The organism is Billgrantia sulfidoxydans (assembly GCF_017868775.1).
GTDB lineage: Bacteria > Pseudomonadota > Gammaproteobacteria > Pseudomonadales > Halomonadaceae > Halomonas > Halomonas sulfidoxydans.
Genome location: NZ_CP053381.1, coordinates 2,737,499 through 2,754,386, shown reverse-complemented (window position 1 = coordinate 2,754,386; position 16,888 = coordinate 2,737,499). Strand labels below are relative to the sequence as shown.

16 protein-coding genes are annotated in these 16,888 nt (G+C 62.2%); 8 read left to right on the top strand and 8 right to left on the bottom strand.

The window, feature by feature from the left end:
• The first annotated feature begins 323 nt into the window (after positions 1-323).
• From HNO51_RS12735 to HNO51_RS12720, 4 genes are all read left to right on the top strand, one after another.
• Positions 324-1,025 carry a hypothetical protein gene (locus HNO51_RS12735; RefSeq protein ID WP_197447712.1) on the top strand — a complete coding sequence of 234 codons (702 nt, stop codon included), beginning with the start codon at positions 324-326 and terminating at the stop codon, positions 1,023-1,025.
• 77 nt (positions 1,026-1,102) lie between these two features.
• Positions 1,103-2,371, top strand: a complete 1,269-nt coding sequence (locus HNO51_RS12730; RefSeq protein WP_197447711.1) for a hypothetical protein — start codon at positions 1,103-1,105, stop codon at positions 2,369-2,371.
• A 22-nt stretch (positions 2,372-2,393) separates the two neighbouring features.
• Positions 2,394-2,885: a DUF120 domain-containing protein gene (locus HNO51_RS12725; protein WP_197447710.1), complete on the top strand. Its 492-nt coding sequence runs from the start codon at positions 2,394-2,396 to the stop codon at positions 2,883-2,885.
• A 23-nt stretch (positions 2,886-2,908) separates the two neighbouring features.
• On the top strand, positions 2,909-3,874 hold the full coding sequence (locus HNO51_RS12720; RefSeq protein ID WP_197447709.1) for a glycosyltransferase family A protein: 966 nt from the start codon (positions 2,909-2,911) through the stop codon (positions 3,872-3,874).
• A 40-nt stretch (positions 3,875-3,914) separates the two neighbouring features.
• Here the strand turns inward: HNO51_RS12720 and HNO51_RS12715 are convergent, their stop codons facing one another.
• The 6 genes from HNO51_RS12715 to leuS form a co-directional block, all read right to left on the bottom strand.
• Complete coding sequence (locus HNO51_RS12715; protein WP_197447708.1) at positions 3,915-4,340, bottom strand: DUF488 domain-containing protein; 426 nt, start codon at positions 4,338-4,340, stop codon at positions 3,915-3,917.
• 34 nt (positions 4,341-4,374) lie between these two features.
• Complete coding sequence (locus tag HNO51_RS12710) at positions 4,375-5,298, bottom strand: PA2778 family cysteine peptidase (protein WP_242597116.1); 924 nt, start codon at positions 5,296-5,298, stop codon at positions 4,375-4,377.
• A 38-nt stretch (positions 5,299-5,336) separates the two neighbouring features.
• Positions 5,337-5,729: a PA2779 family protein gene (locus HNO51_RS12705; RefSeq protein WP_197447706.1), complete on the bottom strand. Its 393-nt coding sequence runs from the start codon at positions 5,727-5,729 to the stop codon at positions 5,337-5,339.
• A gap of 183 nt (positions 5,730-5,912) precedes the next feature.
• Positions 5,913-6,971: a DNA polymerase III subunit delta gene (gene holA, locus HNO51_RS12700; RefSeq protein ID WP_209537601.1), complete on the bottom strand. Its 1,059-nt coding sequence runs from the start codon at positions 6,969-6,971 to the stop codon at positions 5,913-5,915.
• A gap of 28 nt (positions 6,972-6,999) precedes the next feature.
• Positions 7,000-7,497: an LPS-assembly lipoprotein LptE gene (locus HNO51_RS12695; RefSeq protein WP_209537600.1), complete on the bottom strand. Its 498-nt coding sequence runs from the start codon at positions 7,495-7,497 to the stop codon at positions 7,000-7,002.
• A gap of 22 nt (positions 7,498-7,519) precedes the next feature.
• On the bottom strand, positions 7,520-10,102 hold the full coding sequence (gene leuS / locus HNO51_RS12690; protein WP_209537599.1) for a leucine--tRNA ligase: 2,583 nt from the start codon (positions 10,100-10,102) through the stop codon (positions 7,520-7,522).
• Between the two features lie 208 nt (positions 10,103-10,310).
• Between leuS and HNO51_RS12685 the strand changes: the two genes are divergently transcribed.
• Complete coding sequence (locus HNO51_RS12685; protein WP_197447702.1) at positions 10,311-10,826, top strand: zinc ribbon-containing protein; 516 nt, start codon at positions 10,311-10,313, stop codon at positions 10,824-10,826.
• Positions 10,827-10,830: 4 nt separating this feature from the next.
• On the opposite strand, the gene HNO51_RS12680 is transcribed toward HNO51_RS12685, so the two are convergent.
• Entirely contained in the window at positions 10,831-12,159 is a 1,329-nt protein-coding gene (locus tag HNO51_RS12680; RefSeq protein WP_234283461.1) for a hypothetical protein, read from the bottom strand.
• Between the two features lie 58 nt (positions 12,160-12,217).
• On the bottom strand, positions 12,218-13,108 hold the full coding sequence (locus HNO51_RS12675) for a LysR family transcriptional regulator (RefSeq protein ID WP_197447701.1): 891 nt from the start codon (positions 13,106-13,108) through the stop codon (positions 12,218-12,220).
• A 351-nt stretch (positions 13,109-13,459) separates the two neighbouring features.
• Between HNO51_RS12675 and leuC the strand changes: the two genes are divergently transcribed.
• The 3 genes from leuC to leuB all read left to right on the top strand — a co-directional run bounded on the left by leuC (position 13,460) and on the right by leuB (position 16,846).
• The gene (gene leuC / locus HNO51_RS12670; protein WP_209537598.1) at positions 13,460-14,905 is read left to right on the top strand and encodes a 3-isopropylmalate dehydratase large subunit; all 1,446 of its coding nucleotides are present in this window, start codon (positions 13,460-13,462) and stop codon (positions 14,903-14,905) included.
• A gap of 3 nt (positions 14,906-14,908) precedes the next feature.
• Positions 14,909-15,562, top strand: coding sequence for a 3-isopropylmalate dehydratase small subunit (gene leuD / locus HNO51_RS12665; RefSeq protein ID WP_209537597.1), 654 nt, complete (start codon positions 14,909-14,911; stop codon positions 15,560-15,562).
• Between the two features lie 204 nt (positions 15,563-15,766).
• On the top strand, positions 15,767-16,846 hold the full coding sequence (gene leuB / locus HNO51_RS12660) for a 3-isopropylmalate dehydrogenase (RefSeq protein ID WP_197447698.1): 1,080 nt from the start codon (positions 15,767-15,769) through the stop codon (positions 16,844-16,846).
• Positions 16,847-16,888: the final 42 nt, after the last annotated feature.

Here is a 16,888-nt window from a genome sequence, read left to right as displayed (position 1 = left end):
TGATCTTGAGTATCGAAAGGTTGCAGTTTGTTCTTTCCGAGGCCGGGAGTTTGACGTCTTGATTACGTAAGGAGGGGAACCGTCGACAAATCCTGCAGAACGGGCATGTTGCCGAGTCGATTGGCCGAGGGGGGGCTATGAAACGAACGCTGGGCGCGTGGGGAAGAGGGATTGTCAGAGCGTGTCTTGCTGGGCCATTGCGCCTGGCCGGTTACAGAATCGAAAGACAGCAGGCTCTCATACACGATATGAGGGCACCGGGAAGGTGTCCCACTCCTTTGGAAGGCATGTATTCGAGCAAGCAGCGCAGATACGTGGTAGACGTGCCGCTTGCCCTGCTGGCATGCACCAACCTGATGCACATCTGGATCCAGGTGATTCGCGCCTATGAACGCGGTGGAAGGGATGCGGCACTGCGGTTCTTTTCCCATTATTTTGATGAATTCCAGCCAAAGAATGTGGCCGAGTTTCTGAATGTCGTGCCCAACAAGCAGTGGCTTCGCCTGGATCCACTTGCTTATGTTTACCCTTGGGATGCGTCGACGCCGGAGGAGAAGAAGGAGTTCCGCATCGAGTTGATGCGCGACGAGGCGCGAAAGAATGGTTTTGAAGCCTGGCGCGAGGAGGATGGTTGGAAAGGTTTTGGCCCAGTCTCCCCCAAGTTGGTGGAAATGGAGCTGAAAAGGCTTATCGAGGCTTATGAGTCCATCAAGCGCATAGGGCTGAAGGAGGAGTTCGGGCTGATCAGGGGTAGAATATTTTCCACTGAGGGAGAGGAAATCATCCAGCCAAGGCATGGCTGGCATCGTGTTGCGATATGTCTGGCTCTGGAAATAGATAGTATTCCCATGTTGTTCGATAAGGATAACCCCGTCATCAGGCTCGAGGAAGCCCATTTATGGCCTAATGTTAGGCGCGGGTTGTATACAGAGGATGAGGCTGTCGAAATTTTCCGCCGCCGATTCGAGCGGCATTTACAAGAACGATTATGGCCGAAACGTGAAGAAATTATACAAGCCGTCTAGCTATCGGAAAAGCCAGAGCGAGATGAAAAATGAATACTATCGGGCGCGTGAATGGGAGTTCGGCTGAGTCTGGCACCATGTTCAAGCTTGCGAAAAAAGCGCGGGAGCCTGCGAGTGAGCCAGCCTTGTTGCAGGAAAGGAGGGGTGTGGTAAGACGAGACTTCTCATGTTTTGCCATATGGGAGGGGGGGCGAAGCAAAGAAGGTGAGATCGTTGAAGGAATAAGGCGAAACTTTAATATACTGGGCGATTACAATATATATTGGTCAGAGCGGAATTATAATAGGAATATTCAGCGCCTCTACCAAAGACCCTCGGGATCACTTGAGTTCAAAGGGTACGACAGGAAAATCGGAAAGCCCCCGTTTCGCTTCATTATTGTTGAGGATCTGGAGCCACAGTACACCTTGATTCGAAATGTATCCGGTAACATAGAGCTTTCTAACCGAAATATCGTGAAGAAAAAATATGAGTTTCGCGCTTGGTTTGATAAAGCGTACCAGGTGCATTCCAGCAACAATTACGAGGAATTTATCTTCCAGACGTCGCTCGTTCTCGGTAGCGAACTTCTTCGCGAGTGTCTGTCTTCCGATGTTCCGATAAAGAAAGACATACACAAGGATCTAGAGGGAGCCAATGGCTGGCGGGACTGGAATGAGCCATTTGAAGTCCTGAATAACTGTGTTAAATACCTTGTGCTGAGAAATTTTGAAAATCTTCCTGTCAGATCCGGCTGTGGTGACGTGGATTTCCTTTGTTCCGATTTTCAGAAACTGGCCTCGGCGGCCAACGTCTACCAGAAGCGTGGAAGGCCTTACAAAGGAACTATCGATATTGCAGGCAATACGATACCTGTCGATATTCGATTCGTGGGAGATGGTTATTACCCCTGTTCGTGGGAGAAGGACATGCTGGAACGCAGGAAGAAGCATGAAAATTTCTTTGTTCCCGAGCTGGAGGATCTCTTCTTTTCGCTCCTCTATCACTGTAAGGTGCATAAGAGTCGTGTTGGTGAAAATTATGTCGCGCTGCTCGAAGAGATTGCAAGGGAAAAGCAGTGGGGTTGGTATCAGGATGTCAATGTACATGATAACGTGCAAGTGGGTGGCCTGCTCAAGGGATATCTGAAATCAAATAACTATTACTACGAAAAACCCATAGACGTTGGCGTTCATATCAACAAGGAAGTGGTGAAATTGCTAAGCGAGTCGATGTTCGGTGAGCGAGAATTGGGGGTTTTTGGAAAAATGGCCATGAGGCCTGTTCGTCTCGCCAACAAGGTTTTGAGAAAGGTGAAAGATCAAGTTAAGCCGACTTTCAATCAGGTTGGAAAATTCATTCATTAAGATCCGGCTCGAGGGATGAAGAATGAGAAGGGTTGAGGGGATCGTGTCTTCAGGGAGGGGGAGGGCTAACGAACATATAGCTCATTCCGTCGAGGAGATAGAACATCTCACGGGGCTGCGCATCTTCCCAGGTTCCTTGAATATCGTCCTTGACGATGGCGTTAAGCTGCGCGTCGCTTGCGCCAAGAAATTCGATAATGGGAGGCGCTTTATCTGGCCGGCTTTCATAGCCGGCCAGCCTGTCTGGATCTATCGTTGGCAAGGCACGCCATTCCATATTATGGAAATTCTTTCTGACAAAAAACTCAGAGAGGTTTTTGACCTGAAGGACGGGTCAAAGGTAAAAATCGACTTGAATGAAGATTTTGTCGAGAAAATGTGCTTGCGCGAAAAAATATCCACACTTGTGATTTGGGGGTTTGGTAGGAGTCATCTTTACTACCGAAGAACCTACACCAGTAACAGGATGATTTTCTTTGCCAGAAGGTGCATGCGGGATGGGCAAAGAAAATGATGACGAGTCGATACGGAGCGACAATGAATAAGGCTAGCATCAGTGTGATCATGCCGGCATTCAACGTCTCGCATTACGTCATGGAGGCGCTAGCCTCCATGGCAAGCCAGGTGGTTCTTCCCGATGAAGTCATCATTATCGATGATGGCAGCACGGATGATACCCTGGCATTGGTTGAAAAATTCCAACATCCCTATCCTGTCAAAATTCTTTCTACCAGCAACCAAGGGCAGGGAAGTGCCAGAAACCTGGGACTTTCGTTGGCTAGTTGTGAATACGTCTATTTTTTCGACTCGGATGACTTGGTGACGCCGGACTTCATAGCCGATATGAAAAGTTTGGCAGAGAACAATGCTTTTCCTGATATTGTTTTCTTCTCGGGAAGGAGCTTTTACGACGGCGTCGATGAAAGCATCATCCAGCTGGAATATGGCAGGGGATTTGATGGAGTCTTCGAGTCCTCGATAGAACTTCTCGAAGCGTTCCGTGCTAGCGGAAGATTTTCCGCCTCGACCTGTCTGTACATGAGCAGGCGCCGCCTATGGTCCGATGCCTCGCTTAGGTTCATCCAACACTTTCATGAGGATGAATGCATCCTCTACCCGTTGGTGATGGCCGCTAGACGCTTTCTGGTGACGCAGCAGGTTTACTTTGAAAGACGCATAAGACTGAACTCGACCATGACCCAGCACAAGGTCCCCAAGCACGTTCAGGGCATGCATGCTACCGTCAGGACCCTCCTGAGGCTCAACCGGAAAGTGAGGGACAGGCAGCTCACCACGTTCATCCATCGACGGATGAGGCTTTTTCTCAAGCGCTATGTATCCCTGTGCAGGAGCGCAGGAACGGAGATCGACTTGAACCTGCTGGTGAGGACTTGCCTGGCATTGCGTGACCCCATGGTGCTGGCATATCTGCTCTACTACCTGTTCGATGGCCCGGCGAGGGGGCGGATCAGGAGATACATGCGCGCAGGATCGAGAGGATGACGAACCTCACGGTGGCGCCTAGGTATCCGGCACCGGACAGTTACTCATCCCGCAGTTGGTGCCGATAGCACGGAGGCGATGCAGGCTCGAGATCTTCGGCATCTTCTTGCCTTAGCGCCTCCAGCAGGGCCTGCCGCAGCAGAGGTAAATAGGACTCCTCCAGGTTGCGTGCCGCGGAAAGCAGCGTCAACTTCCCCTGGCGGGCATATCGCATCAGAGGAATCAGGCACTCGGGATGGTCGCGTAGCTCGCCACGGTAGCGTACCGCAAAGACCTTGGGGCTGATTTCATCCTGACGTAGCTGACGATTCAACAAGGGCGACGGGGAGGCGTCCCGATACCACTCGGTCAGCGCCAGGCTCTCGCGCCTCTTGCCGCGGGGCCAGAGCCGATCGACCAGAACTCGCGCACCGTCTTCCGGTGCGTGCGGACTATAGATACGCTTGAGCGAGATCGCGTAGCTCACGACACCTCCTGCCTCTTCCGTTCTCCTTGGCACATCAGCGCTGCGTCAAGGCCTCCATGGCCCGCTCCCGCCATGGACCCGGCAGCTCGGCGGCACGTGACAGCGCCTGCCGGGCGAGCTCCTCCTCTCCCTGGGCGCGTTGCAGCAGGCCCAGGTTCAACCAAGCCGCACCCAGGTCGCTGCGCTGCGTCACGGCGCTCTGTAGTGCCTCGATGGCGCCCGGCGCATTACCGGCAGCATGGCGGGCATTGCCCAGGGCAAAGTGGCCCATGCCGGAGCCGGGGAAGCGTGTGACCAAAGCCTCCCAGGCCGGGAGGGCTGCTTCGGCCCCCTGCACCTGCTCGAAGGCAGCGATCGCCTGTAGCGCGCGCTGCTCACCGACACCGCTAGGCATCTCACCGGGAGCCAGGGCGACGAAAGCCCAACGGTCGCTGCGTGCCCAGGTGGCATCGAAGCGGCGGAAGGATTCGATGCGCGCCGCTTCCTCACCGCTGTGCAGCGTCATTTCCTCGGCCTCCAGATCGTAGCCGATAGCGACGGCGTAATGCCACATCGGCCACGCTGGAAGGGCAAGGTTCTGCATGACGACGACAGGGTGGCCAGCGGCGATTTCCGTCAGCAGCGCATCGAAGCTGTTGTCCAGCACGAAGGGGATGCGGCCATGACGCCTCACCGTGGCGAGCATTTCAGGCTGTACGCTGCCCTCGCGACCGGGGATGAATACCTGGGGAATCAGGCTCTCCATGGCCACGTCGACGTCGCCATGGTTGAGCACCATGGCCAGCGATGCGGGGCCGCACTGGTACTCGCGCTGGGAATGGAAAGGCACGCCGTCGATTGCGGCCTGGCGGGGTAGCGCCTGCTCGGTGCTTTCGGCCAGGCGAGGCGTCGAGGCGCAACCCGTCAGCACCAGCAGCCAAAAGCCCAACAGAAGAACGCCCGCTAAGCGGGCGTTCATGCATGCTGGCTTGAAACGGCTCTGCATGTCGTTTCTCATCAGCGCGTGAAGGGGAAGACGTTGGTCAGGCCCAGGATGTCGGTGACCAGCAGGACGAGGAAGATGAGCACCAGGGCACCGACGACGCTGGCACCGGCGGGCAGCTGGTCGAGCTGCTCGGCCATCTGGCGCGCTTCCTCGTCGGAGAGCGCCGCTACCCGGGCTTCGACTTCGGCCAGGTCGACGCCCTGGGCGATGAGCTGCTCTTGAACGTCGGCACGAGACAGGATCTCGTTGATGCGTTCCCGGTCGGCGTCGGCCCGCTCGGCCGAGAGAGCCGCCTGGGTGGAAACCAGCTCGCTGGCGGGAAGCGGGGCGGCGGAAACCGAGACGCTGCCGAGCACCAGGGCCAGGATCAGTAGGGGGCTGAGAAAGCGGCGGAGTGTTTTCATGATCAGTGTTCCTTCTTCTTGGGGAAAGGCTTCCGGCTCTTGAATGATCCAGCGCTCCCGGTTCGGTGAGCGCAGTCGTCCACTTGCTCCAACGATGCTGTATAAGTATAAGCAGAAAGCGCGTGAAATTTCATGCCCTTGCATAAAGCGATTTGGCGAGAGGTCACGGGGCGGCCTAAAGGCTCAGCCGACGCGGTAGGAGGACGGCAGTTCGGCCAGCAGGCCGCGGCCACCCGCCAGTGTCAGCGCCAGATCGTGAAGTGCCTCCCAGGGTGGCAGTTGGGCCGCGCCCTTGATCGAGAGATCGAGGCGTTGAGCGAACAGCAGCAGCTTGTGCAGGCGTTTCCTTGGCAAACGCGCAATGGCCTGCTGGTAGGCGGGACGGCGCTTGTCGAAGATGGCTGGCTTCTGAGCCTTGCAGGCGTGCTCGAAGCTCTGGCCCTGGTCGAGATGCTGGTGCAGCGAGAGAAGCGTGCGCAACTCGCGGTTGAGGGCCCACAGCACGATGGGGGCCTCGACCCCTTCGCCGCGCAAGCCGCGAATGATACGCGAGACGCGCTCGCGCTCGCCCTTGAGGCAGGCATCGGTCAAGGTGAAGACGTCGTAGCGCGCGCTGTCCTCCACGCCGCCGGCGATCTGAGCGGGGCCCACGCGCGTTCCTGGGGGCAGCAGCAGGGCCAGTTTCTGCAGCTCCTGGTCCGCCGCGAGCAGGTTGCCTTCGGTGCGTTCGCCGAGCAGGCGGGCGGCATCCAGGTCGAGCGAGAGACCGTGGCGCTCGGCTCGGTCGCGTAGCCAGAAGCCCAGCCGCGCCACATCGACCGGCCACACCGGCACGAACAGGCCTGTCTTGTCGAGCGCCTGGAACCAGGCGCTCTTCTGCTGGCGGAAGTCGAGCTTGCCCATGCTGACGAGCAGGACGTTGTCGCGGTTGCCCGGCGCGTCGGCATACTCCTTCAGCGCCTTGGCGCCCTCCTGGCCAAGGTTCTGGTTGCCCAGGCGCAGCTCGATCAACTTGCTCGAGGCGAACAGCGACAGGCTGGCGGCTGCCTCACGCAGCCGGCCCCAGGCGAAGTTGGCTTCCACATGCAGGATGTCGCGCTCCTCGATGCCGCGTTCGCGGGCCGCGCTGCGCACGGCATCGCAGGCTTCCATGTGTTGCAGCGGTTCCTCGCCGGCCACGATCACCACCGGGGGCAGCTTCTTGGCCAGCGCTTCCGGCAGCTTGTCGGCAAAGATCTTCACGGGCGCGCCTTCACGAGAGCTTCCATCTTCACGGCTGAGTCCCATCCAGCGTGCGCAGGCGATCGAACAGGCGGCGCACGGCTTCCTGGCGCAGCTCCTGGCGCGCTTCCTCGCGCAGGTCGTCCTGGGCCAGCAGGTTGTCGTCGCTGACGGTGAAACGGGTCGATACCTCGAGACGCTGTTCGGAGAGCCGATAGACACCGTCGCTACGCCGTTGCACCGAGAAGGGCACCGTGAGCGCCATTTCCCGCTCCTGCGGGCCGCTGTCGAGGACACTCAACTGGCGCTCACGGAACGTCTCCGGGCCGAGGTTGAGCACTTGCGGGGCGTTGTCGTGCACCTGGGTACCGACCGCCACCAGGCGCTCTTCCACCAGGCGGGCGAGGTCGCTGTCCGTACCCGCCAGGGCGAGTTCGTCGAGGGCCAGCCCCGGCGTATCGAAGCCGCGCAGGCGAAAGCCACAGCCGGCCAGTGCCAGGGCCGCCCCGGCGGCCACGGCAAGGTTGAGAAATTCGCGTCGCTGCATGGGCGCTCCCGTTCGGTCTGCGTCAGCTCACCACGATATTGACCAGCTTGCCCGGTACCACGATCACCTTGCGTACCGTCTTGCCTTCGGTGTGCCGCTGGACGTTCTCGGCGGCGAAGGCTTCGGCTTCAATGGCTTCCTTGGCGGCCTCGGCGGCGACTTCGATGCGGGCACGCAGCTTGCCGTTGACTTGGACCACCAGCTCGATGGTGTCGCGTGCGAGGGCCGATTCGTCCACCTGTGGCCAGGCGGCGTCGATGGCCGGCTCCTCGTGGCCCAGCTCGCGCCACAGCGCATGGCAGGCATGCGGCGTGATCGGTGCCAGCAGCAGCACGCAGGCTTCCACGGCCTCGCGGGCCACGGCCAGGCCCTGGGGGCTGGCATCGTCGAACTTGGCCAGGGCGTTGGTCAGCTCCATCACCGCGGCGATGGCGGTATTGAAGGTGGTGCGCCGACCGATGTCGTCGCTGGCCTTCTTGATCGTCTCGTGGGTCTTGCGCCGCAGTTCACGCTGGGTGTCGTTGAGCGCAGCGGTGTCCAGCTTGCCCGGCTGACCGGCCTCGAGGTGCTCGGCGACCAGGCGCCACAGGCGCTTGAGGAAACGGCTGGCACCCTCGACGCCGGAGTCGGACCACTCGAGCGACTGCTCCGGCGGGGCGGCGAACATCATGAACAGGCGCACGGTATCGGCGCCGAAGCGGTCGATCATCGACTGCGGATCGACGCCGTTGTTCTTCGACTTGGACATCTTCTCGATGCCGCCCATCTCCACCGGCTGGCCGTCCTTGATCAGCACCGCGCTGACCGGGCGCCCCTTGTCGTCGCGTTGGACCTCGACATCGGCGGGATTGAACCATTCCTTGCCGCCGTTCGGCGTCGAGCGGTAGAAGGTTTCGGCGATGACCATGCCCTGGGTGAGCAGGCGCTGGAACGGCTCGTCGACCTTCACCAAACCCAGGTCGCGCATCAGCTTGGTGAAGAAGCGCGCGTAGAGCAGGTGAAGGATGGCGTGCTCGATCCCGCCGATGTAGAGATCCACCGGCAGCCAGTAGTCGGCACGCTCGTCGAGCATGGCTTCGCGATTGTCGGCACAGCAGAAGCGGGCGAAGTACCAGGACGACTCCATGAAGGTATCGAAGGTATCGGTCTCGCGCACCCAGCCGTCGCCCAGGTCATAGAACTCGGGCATCTTCTTCAGTGGCGAGCCGCTGGCGTCGACGGTCACCTCCATCGGCAGGGCCACCGGCAGCTCGTCGTCGGAGAGCGGTACGGTCTGGCCTTCGGGGCCGTACTTGACCGGAATCGGTGCGCCCCAGTAGCGCTGGCGGGCCACGCCCCAGTCGCGCAGGCGATAGTTGATCTTCACCTCGCCGCGACCCAGCTCGGCCAGCCTGCCGGCAATGGCCTCGAAGGCGGCATCGAAGTCCAGGCCGTTGAACTCACCGGAATTGATCAGCCGGCCGTACTCCACATAGGCGCCCTCGGAAAGATCCGGGGCCAGGCCGCTCTCGTCGCTGATCACCGCTTCGATGGGCAGGTCGTACTTGGTGGCGAACTCCCAGTCGCGCTGGTCGTGGCCGGGAACGGCCATGACCGCACCGGTACCGAACTCCATCAGTACGAAGTTGGCGACGTACACCGGCACTTCGCGACCGGTAAGCGGATGCACCGCCACCTGGCCGGTGGCCATGCCGCGCTTCTCCTTGGTGGCGAGTTCCGCCTCGGAGGTGCCGCCGCGCGCGCACTCCTCGCAGAAGGCGGCCAGTTCGGCGTTGCCCTGCGCCGCGGCCCTGGCCAGCGGATGGCCGGCCGCCACCGCCACATAGGTCACGCCCAGCAGCGTGTCGGGGCGGGTGGTATAGACCGACAGCGGCTCGGCGATGCTGCCGTCCGCGTTCCTGATGTCGAAGCTGAGTTCCACGCCGCGCGACTTGCCGATCCAGTTGCGCTGCATGGTCTTGACCTGCTCGGGCCACTCGATCTTGTCGAGATCGGCGAGCAGCTCATCGGCATAGTCGGTGATCTTGAGGAACCACAGCGGGATTTCCTTGCGCTCCACCAGTGCACCGGAGCGCCAGCCGCGACCTTCGATGACCTGCTCGTTGGCCAGTACGGTCTGGTCCACCGGGTCCCAGTTGACCGTGGACATCTTCTTGTAGACCAGGCCCTTCTCCACCAGCTTGGCAAAGAACCACTGCTCCCAGCGGTAGTAGTCGGTGTCACAGGTGGCGAACTCGCGGCCCCAGTCGTAGGCGAACCCCAGCGCCTGGAGCTGGCTGCGCATGTAGTCGATGTTGTCGTAGGTCCACTTGGCCGGTGGCACCCGGTTCTGGATCGCCGCGTTCTCTGCCGGCATGCCGAAGGCGTCCCAGCCCATGGGCTGCATCACGTTCTTGCCCTGCATGCGCTGGAAGCGCGAGACCACGTCGCCAATGGTGTAGTTGCGCACATGCCCCATGTGCAGCTTGCCGCTGGGGTAGGGGAACATCGACAGGCAGTAGAACTTCTCGCGGCTGGCATCCTCGACCGCCTTGAAGCACTGGTTCTTCTCCCAGAAGTCCTGGGCGTCGCGTTCGATTTCAAAGGGCTTGTACTGTGCGTCCATCGGCTTTCGAAATGACCTTAGAGTGTGTTGGCGCGGTAGCACCGTGCGCTTGCGCAGAAAGTTGTCCGACGTCATTGCCGGCCGGCAGCCATACGATAAAACGTTGAACTGACGGCGGGATGGCGTCTAAATGGTAACCAAGGATACCCCAGTAGGGCAGGCCCGGCCATGCCCGGTCCATGCCGAAAACCGCTTCGAGGAGATGACCATGAGCGAACGTCCCGACTCCCATCGCGAACATCGGCTGCGTGAGGGCTACGAGCGCATGCTGGCCCGGCTGCGTGAGGGCGCGGATGATCTGACCTGGGAGAACCTGCAGCGGGAACTGGACGAGGCGGTCGAATTCGAGGCGGAACTCGAGGAATTCACCAAGGATGAGCTCGCCCTGCTGCGTGCCTGGGTCGAGCGCGACCTGATCGACATGCGGCGCTACCTGCGGGCGGGAGGCCGTGGCGTCGCCGCCTGGCTGGGCATCGATCTCGACCTGCTGTCGCGCAAGGTGGTGGATTCGCTGTTCTCCATCGCCGACCGCAGCATCGTCGAGAACGCCCAGCTCAACGAAGACCTGGAGGCGGCACGGGCCGACTACTGCGAGGGTGAGGTGGCGGCACCAGGACGCATGGCCTGCGTGCACTGCGATGCGGTCGTCGAGCTGGAGGGCGTGACTCGCATCGAACCCTGCCATCGGTGCGGCCATCGCTACTTCTACCGTATCTCCCAGTGAGACGCTACACCCAGGCATCGAGCGCGATGATGGCCACCATCACCAGGCCGCTGAGCAGCAGGGCGTACCCCAGGTTGTGACGCATCATGCGGTAGCCGCTGACGCCATAGCGCCCCTGCAGCGACAGATTGATGCCTGACAGCGGCCCCACCGAGGTGCCCACCGCCCAGGAGGCCAGAGCGGTAAAGGCAAACAGCGTCTGCTCGTTGCCACTCAGGTCCAGCATCGAGGCCAGTACCGAGACGCCGATGATCGGATGCAGCCCGGCCACGGCGCTGATCACGATGGCGAGAAAGCTGATCACGGCCTGGGCCGAGCCGAAATGAGAGAATAGCCGCCATTCGCTGCCCGTCGCAGCGGCGACGAAGGTGGAGAGTCCCAGGGTCAGCAAACCTGCCGAGAGGAACAGGGCAATCTCGCCGCGCATCGCCGGCAGGCGCGTCAGCGTGTGCTGGCGCACGCGGCGCAGGGTCCAGCGCGGCCCGGCCGGGAGGTTGCTGACCAGTGCCACCGCCGGCAGCAGAAACGTGATGATGCTGACGATGCCGAGCCGAGGCGTGAGCTGAAAGTGAAACAGCATCACCAGTATGGCCATCGAGACCGGCATCAGCAGGCTACGCGGCGAGAGCGAGAAGCCCGCTACTTCGGCGAGGTCGAAGCGGCGCGACAGCTCGAACGTGGTGAGTGCCCCGCTGACCAGCGCCAAGGGCAGCCCGATGGCCAGGACACGCAAATACTCCATGCCCGGGGCCAGGGTCATCACCACGCCCATCGAGGCGAAGAACGGCGACCACAGCGCGGCGCTGGAGAGGCCGCGATTGAGCGCCAGCAACTGGGGTGTAGTCAGCGGGGCGCGGCGGGCCAGGCGGTCGCCGATCATGAACACCGTCGAAAGATTGAGAATGGTGCCGAGCAGATGGACGCCGAGCCAGGTACCCAGGGTGCCCCGTCGCCCCGTAATCGGGCGGCCCAACGGACGCGACGAGCCGCTGCGGTTGCCGATCAGGCCGATGAAGCTGACACCGACCAACATCGCCACCACATAGGTGTTGCCGCTGGTGACTGCCGGCCAGGCGATGTCGCTGGCGTAGCGCCAACCCGCCAGGATCAGCAGTCCCAGGCCGATGGCGGCCAATGCGCCGGCCTGCCAGCGGGTGCGGCGGGGAATGTCGCGCCACAGCAGCAGGGTTGCCATCCATAGCACGTAACCCACCCCGTGTGGCAGAAGTACGATCCCGGCGAAGGCGAGGATCTGCTGTACCAGCCCAAGCAGGATCAGCCCGCCGGCCAGGGCATGGCGCAAGGATGTCGGTGACGAGTCGGGTGGGGACACGATGGCTCAGGGCTCCAGGCGGAGTCAGGTTTATTGTGAGCAGTCTAACAATTTCTTCCTAACTCCTGCGACTCGTTGCGTCACGCGCCTCCTCCAGCAAGGAGAGCATCGCCCGCGCGGCATTCGAAAGCGTACGGCTGCGGTGCACCAGATAACCCAGAGAGCGGGTGATGGTCGGATGCTCCACGTCGAGTTCGTGGAGCTCGCCTACCACCATTCGCTCCGGCAGTAGGCTCCAGCCCAGGCCGATGGCGGTCATCATCTTGAGGGTTTCGAGATAGTTGGTGGAGAGGGCTACCGGCAGCTCGAGGCCGGCAGCGGCAAAGCGCGATTCGATCAACGTGCGGGTGAAGGTCATGGGACCGGGCAGCACGGCATCGAAGGCGCACAGCTCGTGCAGCGTGAGCCGGCCGCGTGTCGCCAGTGGATGATCGAGGCCACAGACGAAGCACATCCGGTCCTCCCATACCGGGACCACCTCGAGCTGCGGGTCGGGGTGCGGAGCCAGGGTGACCACGGCCGTTTCCAGCTCGCCGTCCAGTACCCCCTGATAGGCCAGCTCCGAGTCGAGAAAGCGCAGGTCCAGACGCACCCCGGGGTGTGCCTGGGTGTAAGCTTTCAACAGGGGCGGCAGGCGATGCAGGCCGATATGATGGCTGGTGGCGAGCGTCAGGCTGCCGGCCACCTGGCCTTCGAGATTGGTCAGCGCGCGGCGGCTGTCGTCCACCATGACGAGAATTTGCCGGGCGCGGGGCAGCAGCACCCGGCCCGCCTCGGTGAGGGTGACGCGGCGGCCGATGCGGTCGAACAGCCGCGCGCCGATCTGGTCTTCCAAGGTGGCGATGCGCTTGGAGACCGCCGGCTGGGTCAGGTGCAGGTGCTCGCCGGCGCGGGAGAAGCTGCCGCTGTCGGCCACGGCGAGGAAGGCTTGCAGGCTTTGGGTGTCCATCCTATCGCTTGTATTCCTGTTGGGAATCCAATGAATAAATAACATGAATTGCTTTTATGGGCGAGCCGCGCAAGACTGCAATCACTCGGCCATGGCAATGCAGGAAAGGGGTAGCCTTGGCATGTCGGGGCTTTGCCGGCGACAAGGTCTTCGAGGAGGCGCTGTGAACCCATCCCTGGGCGCTACTTTTGCCATCCATGGCAAAAGACCTCCTCTCCGACCTGTCCCCGGCGCCCCTCGGCAAGTTCTGCTGCAATGGCCCTTTGAGGCAATACGTACGAGATCGGCGAACCTTGGGGAGTCTTTCCCTAGACCGGACAGGCAAAGGGCCACAGAGCCCCGGAGAACGATATGGCAGGCCAGACGCTTTACGACAAGCTGTGGTCGCAGCACCTGGTGAAGGAGCGCGACGACGGCACCGCACTGATCTACATCGACCGCCAGCTGCTGCACGAAGTGACCTCGCCGCAGGCCTTCGAGGGGCTGCGTCTGGCCGGGCGCAAGCCGTGGCGTCTCGACGCCAACCTGGCCACGCCGGACCATAACGTGCCGACCACGCTGAAGGAGCGTGCCGAGGGCAACGCCGGCATCAAGGATCCGGTGTCGCTGATCCAGGTGCAGACGCTTGACGACAACTGCGTCGAGTTCGGCATCGAAGAGTTCAAGATCAATGACCCGCGCCAGGGCATCGTGCATGTGGTGGGGCCGGAGCAGGGCGCCACTCTGCCGGGCATGACCGTTGTCTGCGGCGACTCCCACACCGCCACCCACGGCGCCTTCGCCGCGCTGGCCCACGGCATCGGTACCTCCGAGGTGGAGCACGTGCTTGCCACCCAGTGCCTGCTGGCGCAGAAGATGAAGAACATGCAGGTGCGCGTCGAGGGCAAGCTCGGCACCGGCGTCACCGCCAAGGACGTGGTGCTGGCCATCATCGGCAGGATCGGCACCGCCGGCGGCACCGGCTACGCCATCGAGTTCGCCGGCAGTGCCATTCGCGAGCTCTCCATGGAGGGGCGCATGACGGTGTGCAACATGGCCATCGAGGCCGGCGCCCGGGTCGGCCTGATCGCGGTGGACGACACCACGATCGAGTACCTCGCCGAGCGCCCCTTCGCCCCCAGGGGCGAGCAGTGGCAGGCCGCCGTGGCGGACTGGCGCAACCTGGTCTCCGATGCGGACGCCCGGTTCGACAAGGTGGTCACGTTGGATGCCGCCGAGATCGAGCCCCAGGTGAGCTGGGGCACCAGCCCCGAAATGGTCACCGGTATCTCCGGCGAAGTGCCCGACCCGGCCGAGCAGAACGATGAGACCGTCAAGCGCGGCTACACCCGTGCACTGGAGTACATGGGGCTCGCGCCCAAGCAGAAGATCACCGAGATCAAGCTCGACAAGGTGTTCATCGGCTCGTGCACCAACTCGCGCATCGAGGACCTGCGCGAGGCGGCCAAGGTGGCGCGCGGCAAGAAGGTGGCCGACTCGATCAAGCTCGCCATGGTGGTGCCGGGCTCCGGCCTGGTGAAGCGCCAGGCCGAAGCCGAGGGGCTCGACAAGATCTTCATCGAGGCGGGCTTCGAGTGGCGCGAGCCGGGCTGCTCCATGTGCCTGGCAATGAATGCCGACAAGCTCGGCGCCGGCGAGCACTGCGCCTCCACCTCGAACCGCAACTTCGAGGGTCGCCAGGGCTACGGCGGCCGCACCCACCTGGTCAGCCCGGCCATGGCCGCCGCCGCCGCCATCGCCGGCCACTTCGTCGATGTGCGTCGTCTCGACGCCCAGCCCGTTGCAGAGGAGGCCTGAGCCATGAGGAAATTCGAACGCACCGAAGGGCTCGTCGCACCGCTCGACCGGGCCAACGTCGATACCGACCTGATCATTCCCAAGCAGTTCCTGAAGTCGATCAAGCGCACCGGCTTCGGCGTCAACCTGTTCGACGAGCTGCGCTACCTCGACGAGGGGCAGCCCGGTCAGGACGTTTCCCAGCGTCCGCTCAACCCGGATTTCGTGCTCAACCAGCCGCGCTATCAGGGCGCGAGCGTGCTGCTCGCACGACGCAACTTCGGCTGCGGCAGCTCCCGCGAGCATGCCCCCTGGGCGCTGGAGGACTTCGGCTTTCGCGTGGTGATCGCGCCGAGCTTCGCCGATATCTTCTATAACAACGCCTTCAAGAACGGCCTGCTGCTGATCACTTTGCCGGAGGACGTTATCGACCGACTGTTCCGCGAGGTGGAGGCCAGCGAAGGCTATCGCCTCGACGTTGACCTCGAGAACCAGCGGGTGATCACCCCTGCGGGTGAGATTCTCGAGTTCGAGGTCGACGCCTTCCGCAAGCACTGCCTGCTCGAGGGGCTCGACGATATCGGCATCACCCTGCAGGACGAGGATGCCATTCGTGCCTTCGAACAGCGCCACCGTGCCGAGCGGCCGTGGCTGTTCCGCGATAGCGCTCAGGCCTGACACTTCCAGCTCTACCGTCGGAAATGCGGGGCTGATCCGGCTTGCCCTCGGCGCCCCGCGGGGCTGATCCGGCGGCAGGCCTGCGAGGAGGCGCTGTGAACCCATCCCTGGGCGCTACTTTTGCCATCCATGGCAAAAGACCTCCTCTTCGGCCTGCCCCCGGCGCCCCGCTTGCGACGGCGGTAGTCAACCAAGGAAACAATGATGACACGCAAGATTCTGGTACTGCCGGGTGACGGCATCGGACCCGAGATCACCGCCCAGGCGAGCCGCATCCTGGCTAGCTGCCAAGCCCAAGGCCTCGACGTCGAGGTGGAGGAGGCGCTGGTCGGCGGTAGCGCCTACGACGAGCACGGCGAGCCGCTGCCCGCCGTGACCCTGGACAAGGCCAAGGCCGCCGACGCCATCCTGCTCGGCGCCGTGGGCGGTCCCAAGTGGGACAAGCTCGAGGACCTGGCCAAGCGCCCCGAGAAGGGCCTGCTCGGCCTGCGCAAGAACCTCGGCCTGTTCGCCAACCTGCGCCCGGCCATCACCTACCCGCAGCTGGCCAGCGCCTCCAGCCTCAAGCCCGAGCTGGTGGCGGGGCTGGACATCATGATCGTGCGCGAGCTGACCGGCGGCATCTACTTCGGCCAGCCCCGCGGCATCGAGGTGCGCGACGGCCAACGGGTCGGCTTCAACACCTATGTCTATTCCGAGAGCGAGATCGAGCGCATCGGCCGGGTCGCCTTCGAGTTGGCGCAGAAGCGCGGAAAGCGCCTGTGCAGCGTCGACAAGGCCAACGTGCTCGAGGTCACCATCCTGTGGCGCGAGGTGATGGAACGGCTGGCGCCGGAGTACCCCGACGTCGAGCTCTCGCACATGTACGTCGACAACGCCGCCATGCAACTGGTGCGCGCGCCCAAGCAGTTCGACGTGATGGTCACCGGCAACATGTTCGGCGACATCCTCTCCGATGCCGCCGCCATGCTCACCGGCTCCATCGGCATGCTGCCCTCGGCCTCGCTCAACGAGAGCGGGCAGGGCATGTACGAGCCCTGCCACGGCAGCGCGCCGGACATCGCCGGCAAGGGCATTGCCAACCCGCTGGCGACCATCCTCTCGGTGGCGATGATGCTGCGCTATTCGCTCTCCGAGCCCGAGCTGGCGGCTCGCATCGAAAATGCCGTCGGGAAAGTGCTGGACGACGGCCTGCGGACCGCGGATATTGCCTCCGAGGGCACGCGCACCGTATCGACGAGCGAAATGGGCGACGCGGTGCTGGCAGCCTTCGAGGCCGCCTGAACGCCACCGCATACCATTGCCGTTATCCTGGCCCGGGCTCGC

Coding starts and splice junctions, on each gene's coding strand:
- HNO51_RS12730 (WP_197447711.1), top strand. CDS start 1,103: ATGTTCAAGCTTGCGAAAAAAGCGCGGGAGCCTGCGAGTGAGCCAGCC.
- HNO51_RS12725 (WP_197447710.1), top strand. CDS start 2,394: ATGAGAAGGGTTGAGGGGATCGTGTCTTCAGGGAGGGGGAGGGCTAAC.
- HNO51_RS12720 (WP_197447709.1), top strand. CDS start 2,909: ATGAATAAGGCTAGCATCAGTGTGATCATGCCGGCATTCAACGTCTCG.
- HNO51_RS12710 (WP_242597116.1), bottom strand. CDS start 5,298: ATGAACGCCCGCTTAGCGGGCGTTCTTCTGTTGGGCTTTTGGCTGCTG.
- HNO51_RS12705 (WP_197447706.1), bottom strand. CDS start 5,729: ATGAAAACACTCCGCCGCTTTCTCAGCCCCCTACTGATCCTGGCCCTG.
- HNO51_RS12695 (WP_209537600.1), bottom strand. CDS start 7,497: ATGCAGCGACGCGAATTTCTCAACCTTGCCGTGGCCGCCGGGGCGGCC.
- leuS (WP_209537599.1), bottom strand. CDS start 10,102: ATGGACGCACAGTACAAGCCCTTTGAAATCGAACGCGACGCCCAGGAC.
- HNO51_RS12685 (WP_197447702.1), top strand. CDS start 10,311: ATGAGCGAACGTCCCGACTCCCATCGCGAACATCGGCTGCGTGAGGGC.
- HNO51_RS12675 (WP_197447701.1), bottom strand. CDS start 13,108: ATGGACACCCAAAGCCTGCAAGCCTTCCTCGCCGTGGCCGACAGCGGC.
- leuC (WP_209537598.1), top strand. CDS start 13,460: ATGGCAGGCCAGACGCTTTACGACAAGCTGTGGTCGCAGCACCTGGTG.
- leuD (WP_209537597.1), top strand. CDS start 14,909: ATGAGGAAATTCGAACGCACCGAAGGGCTCGTCGCACCGCTCGACCGG.
- leuB (WP_197447698.1), top strand. CDS start 15,767: ATGACACGCAAGATTCTGGTACTGCCGGGTGACGGCATCGGACCCGAG.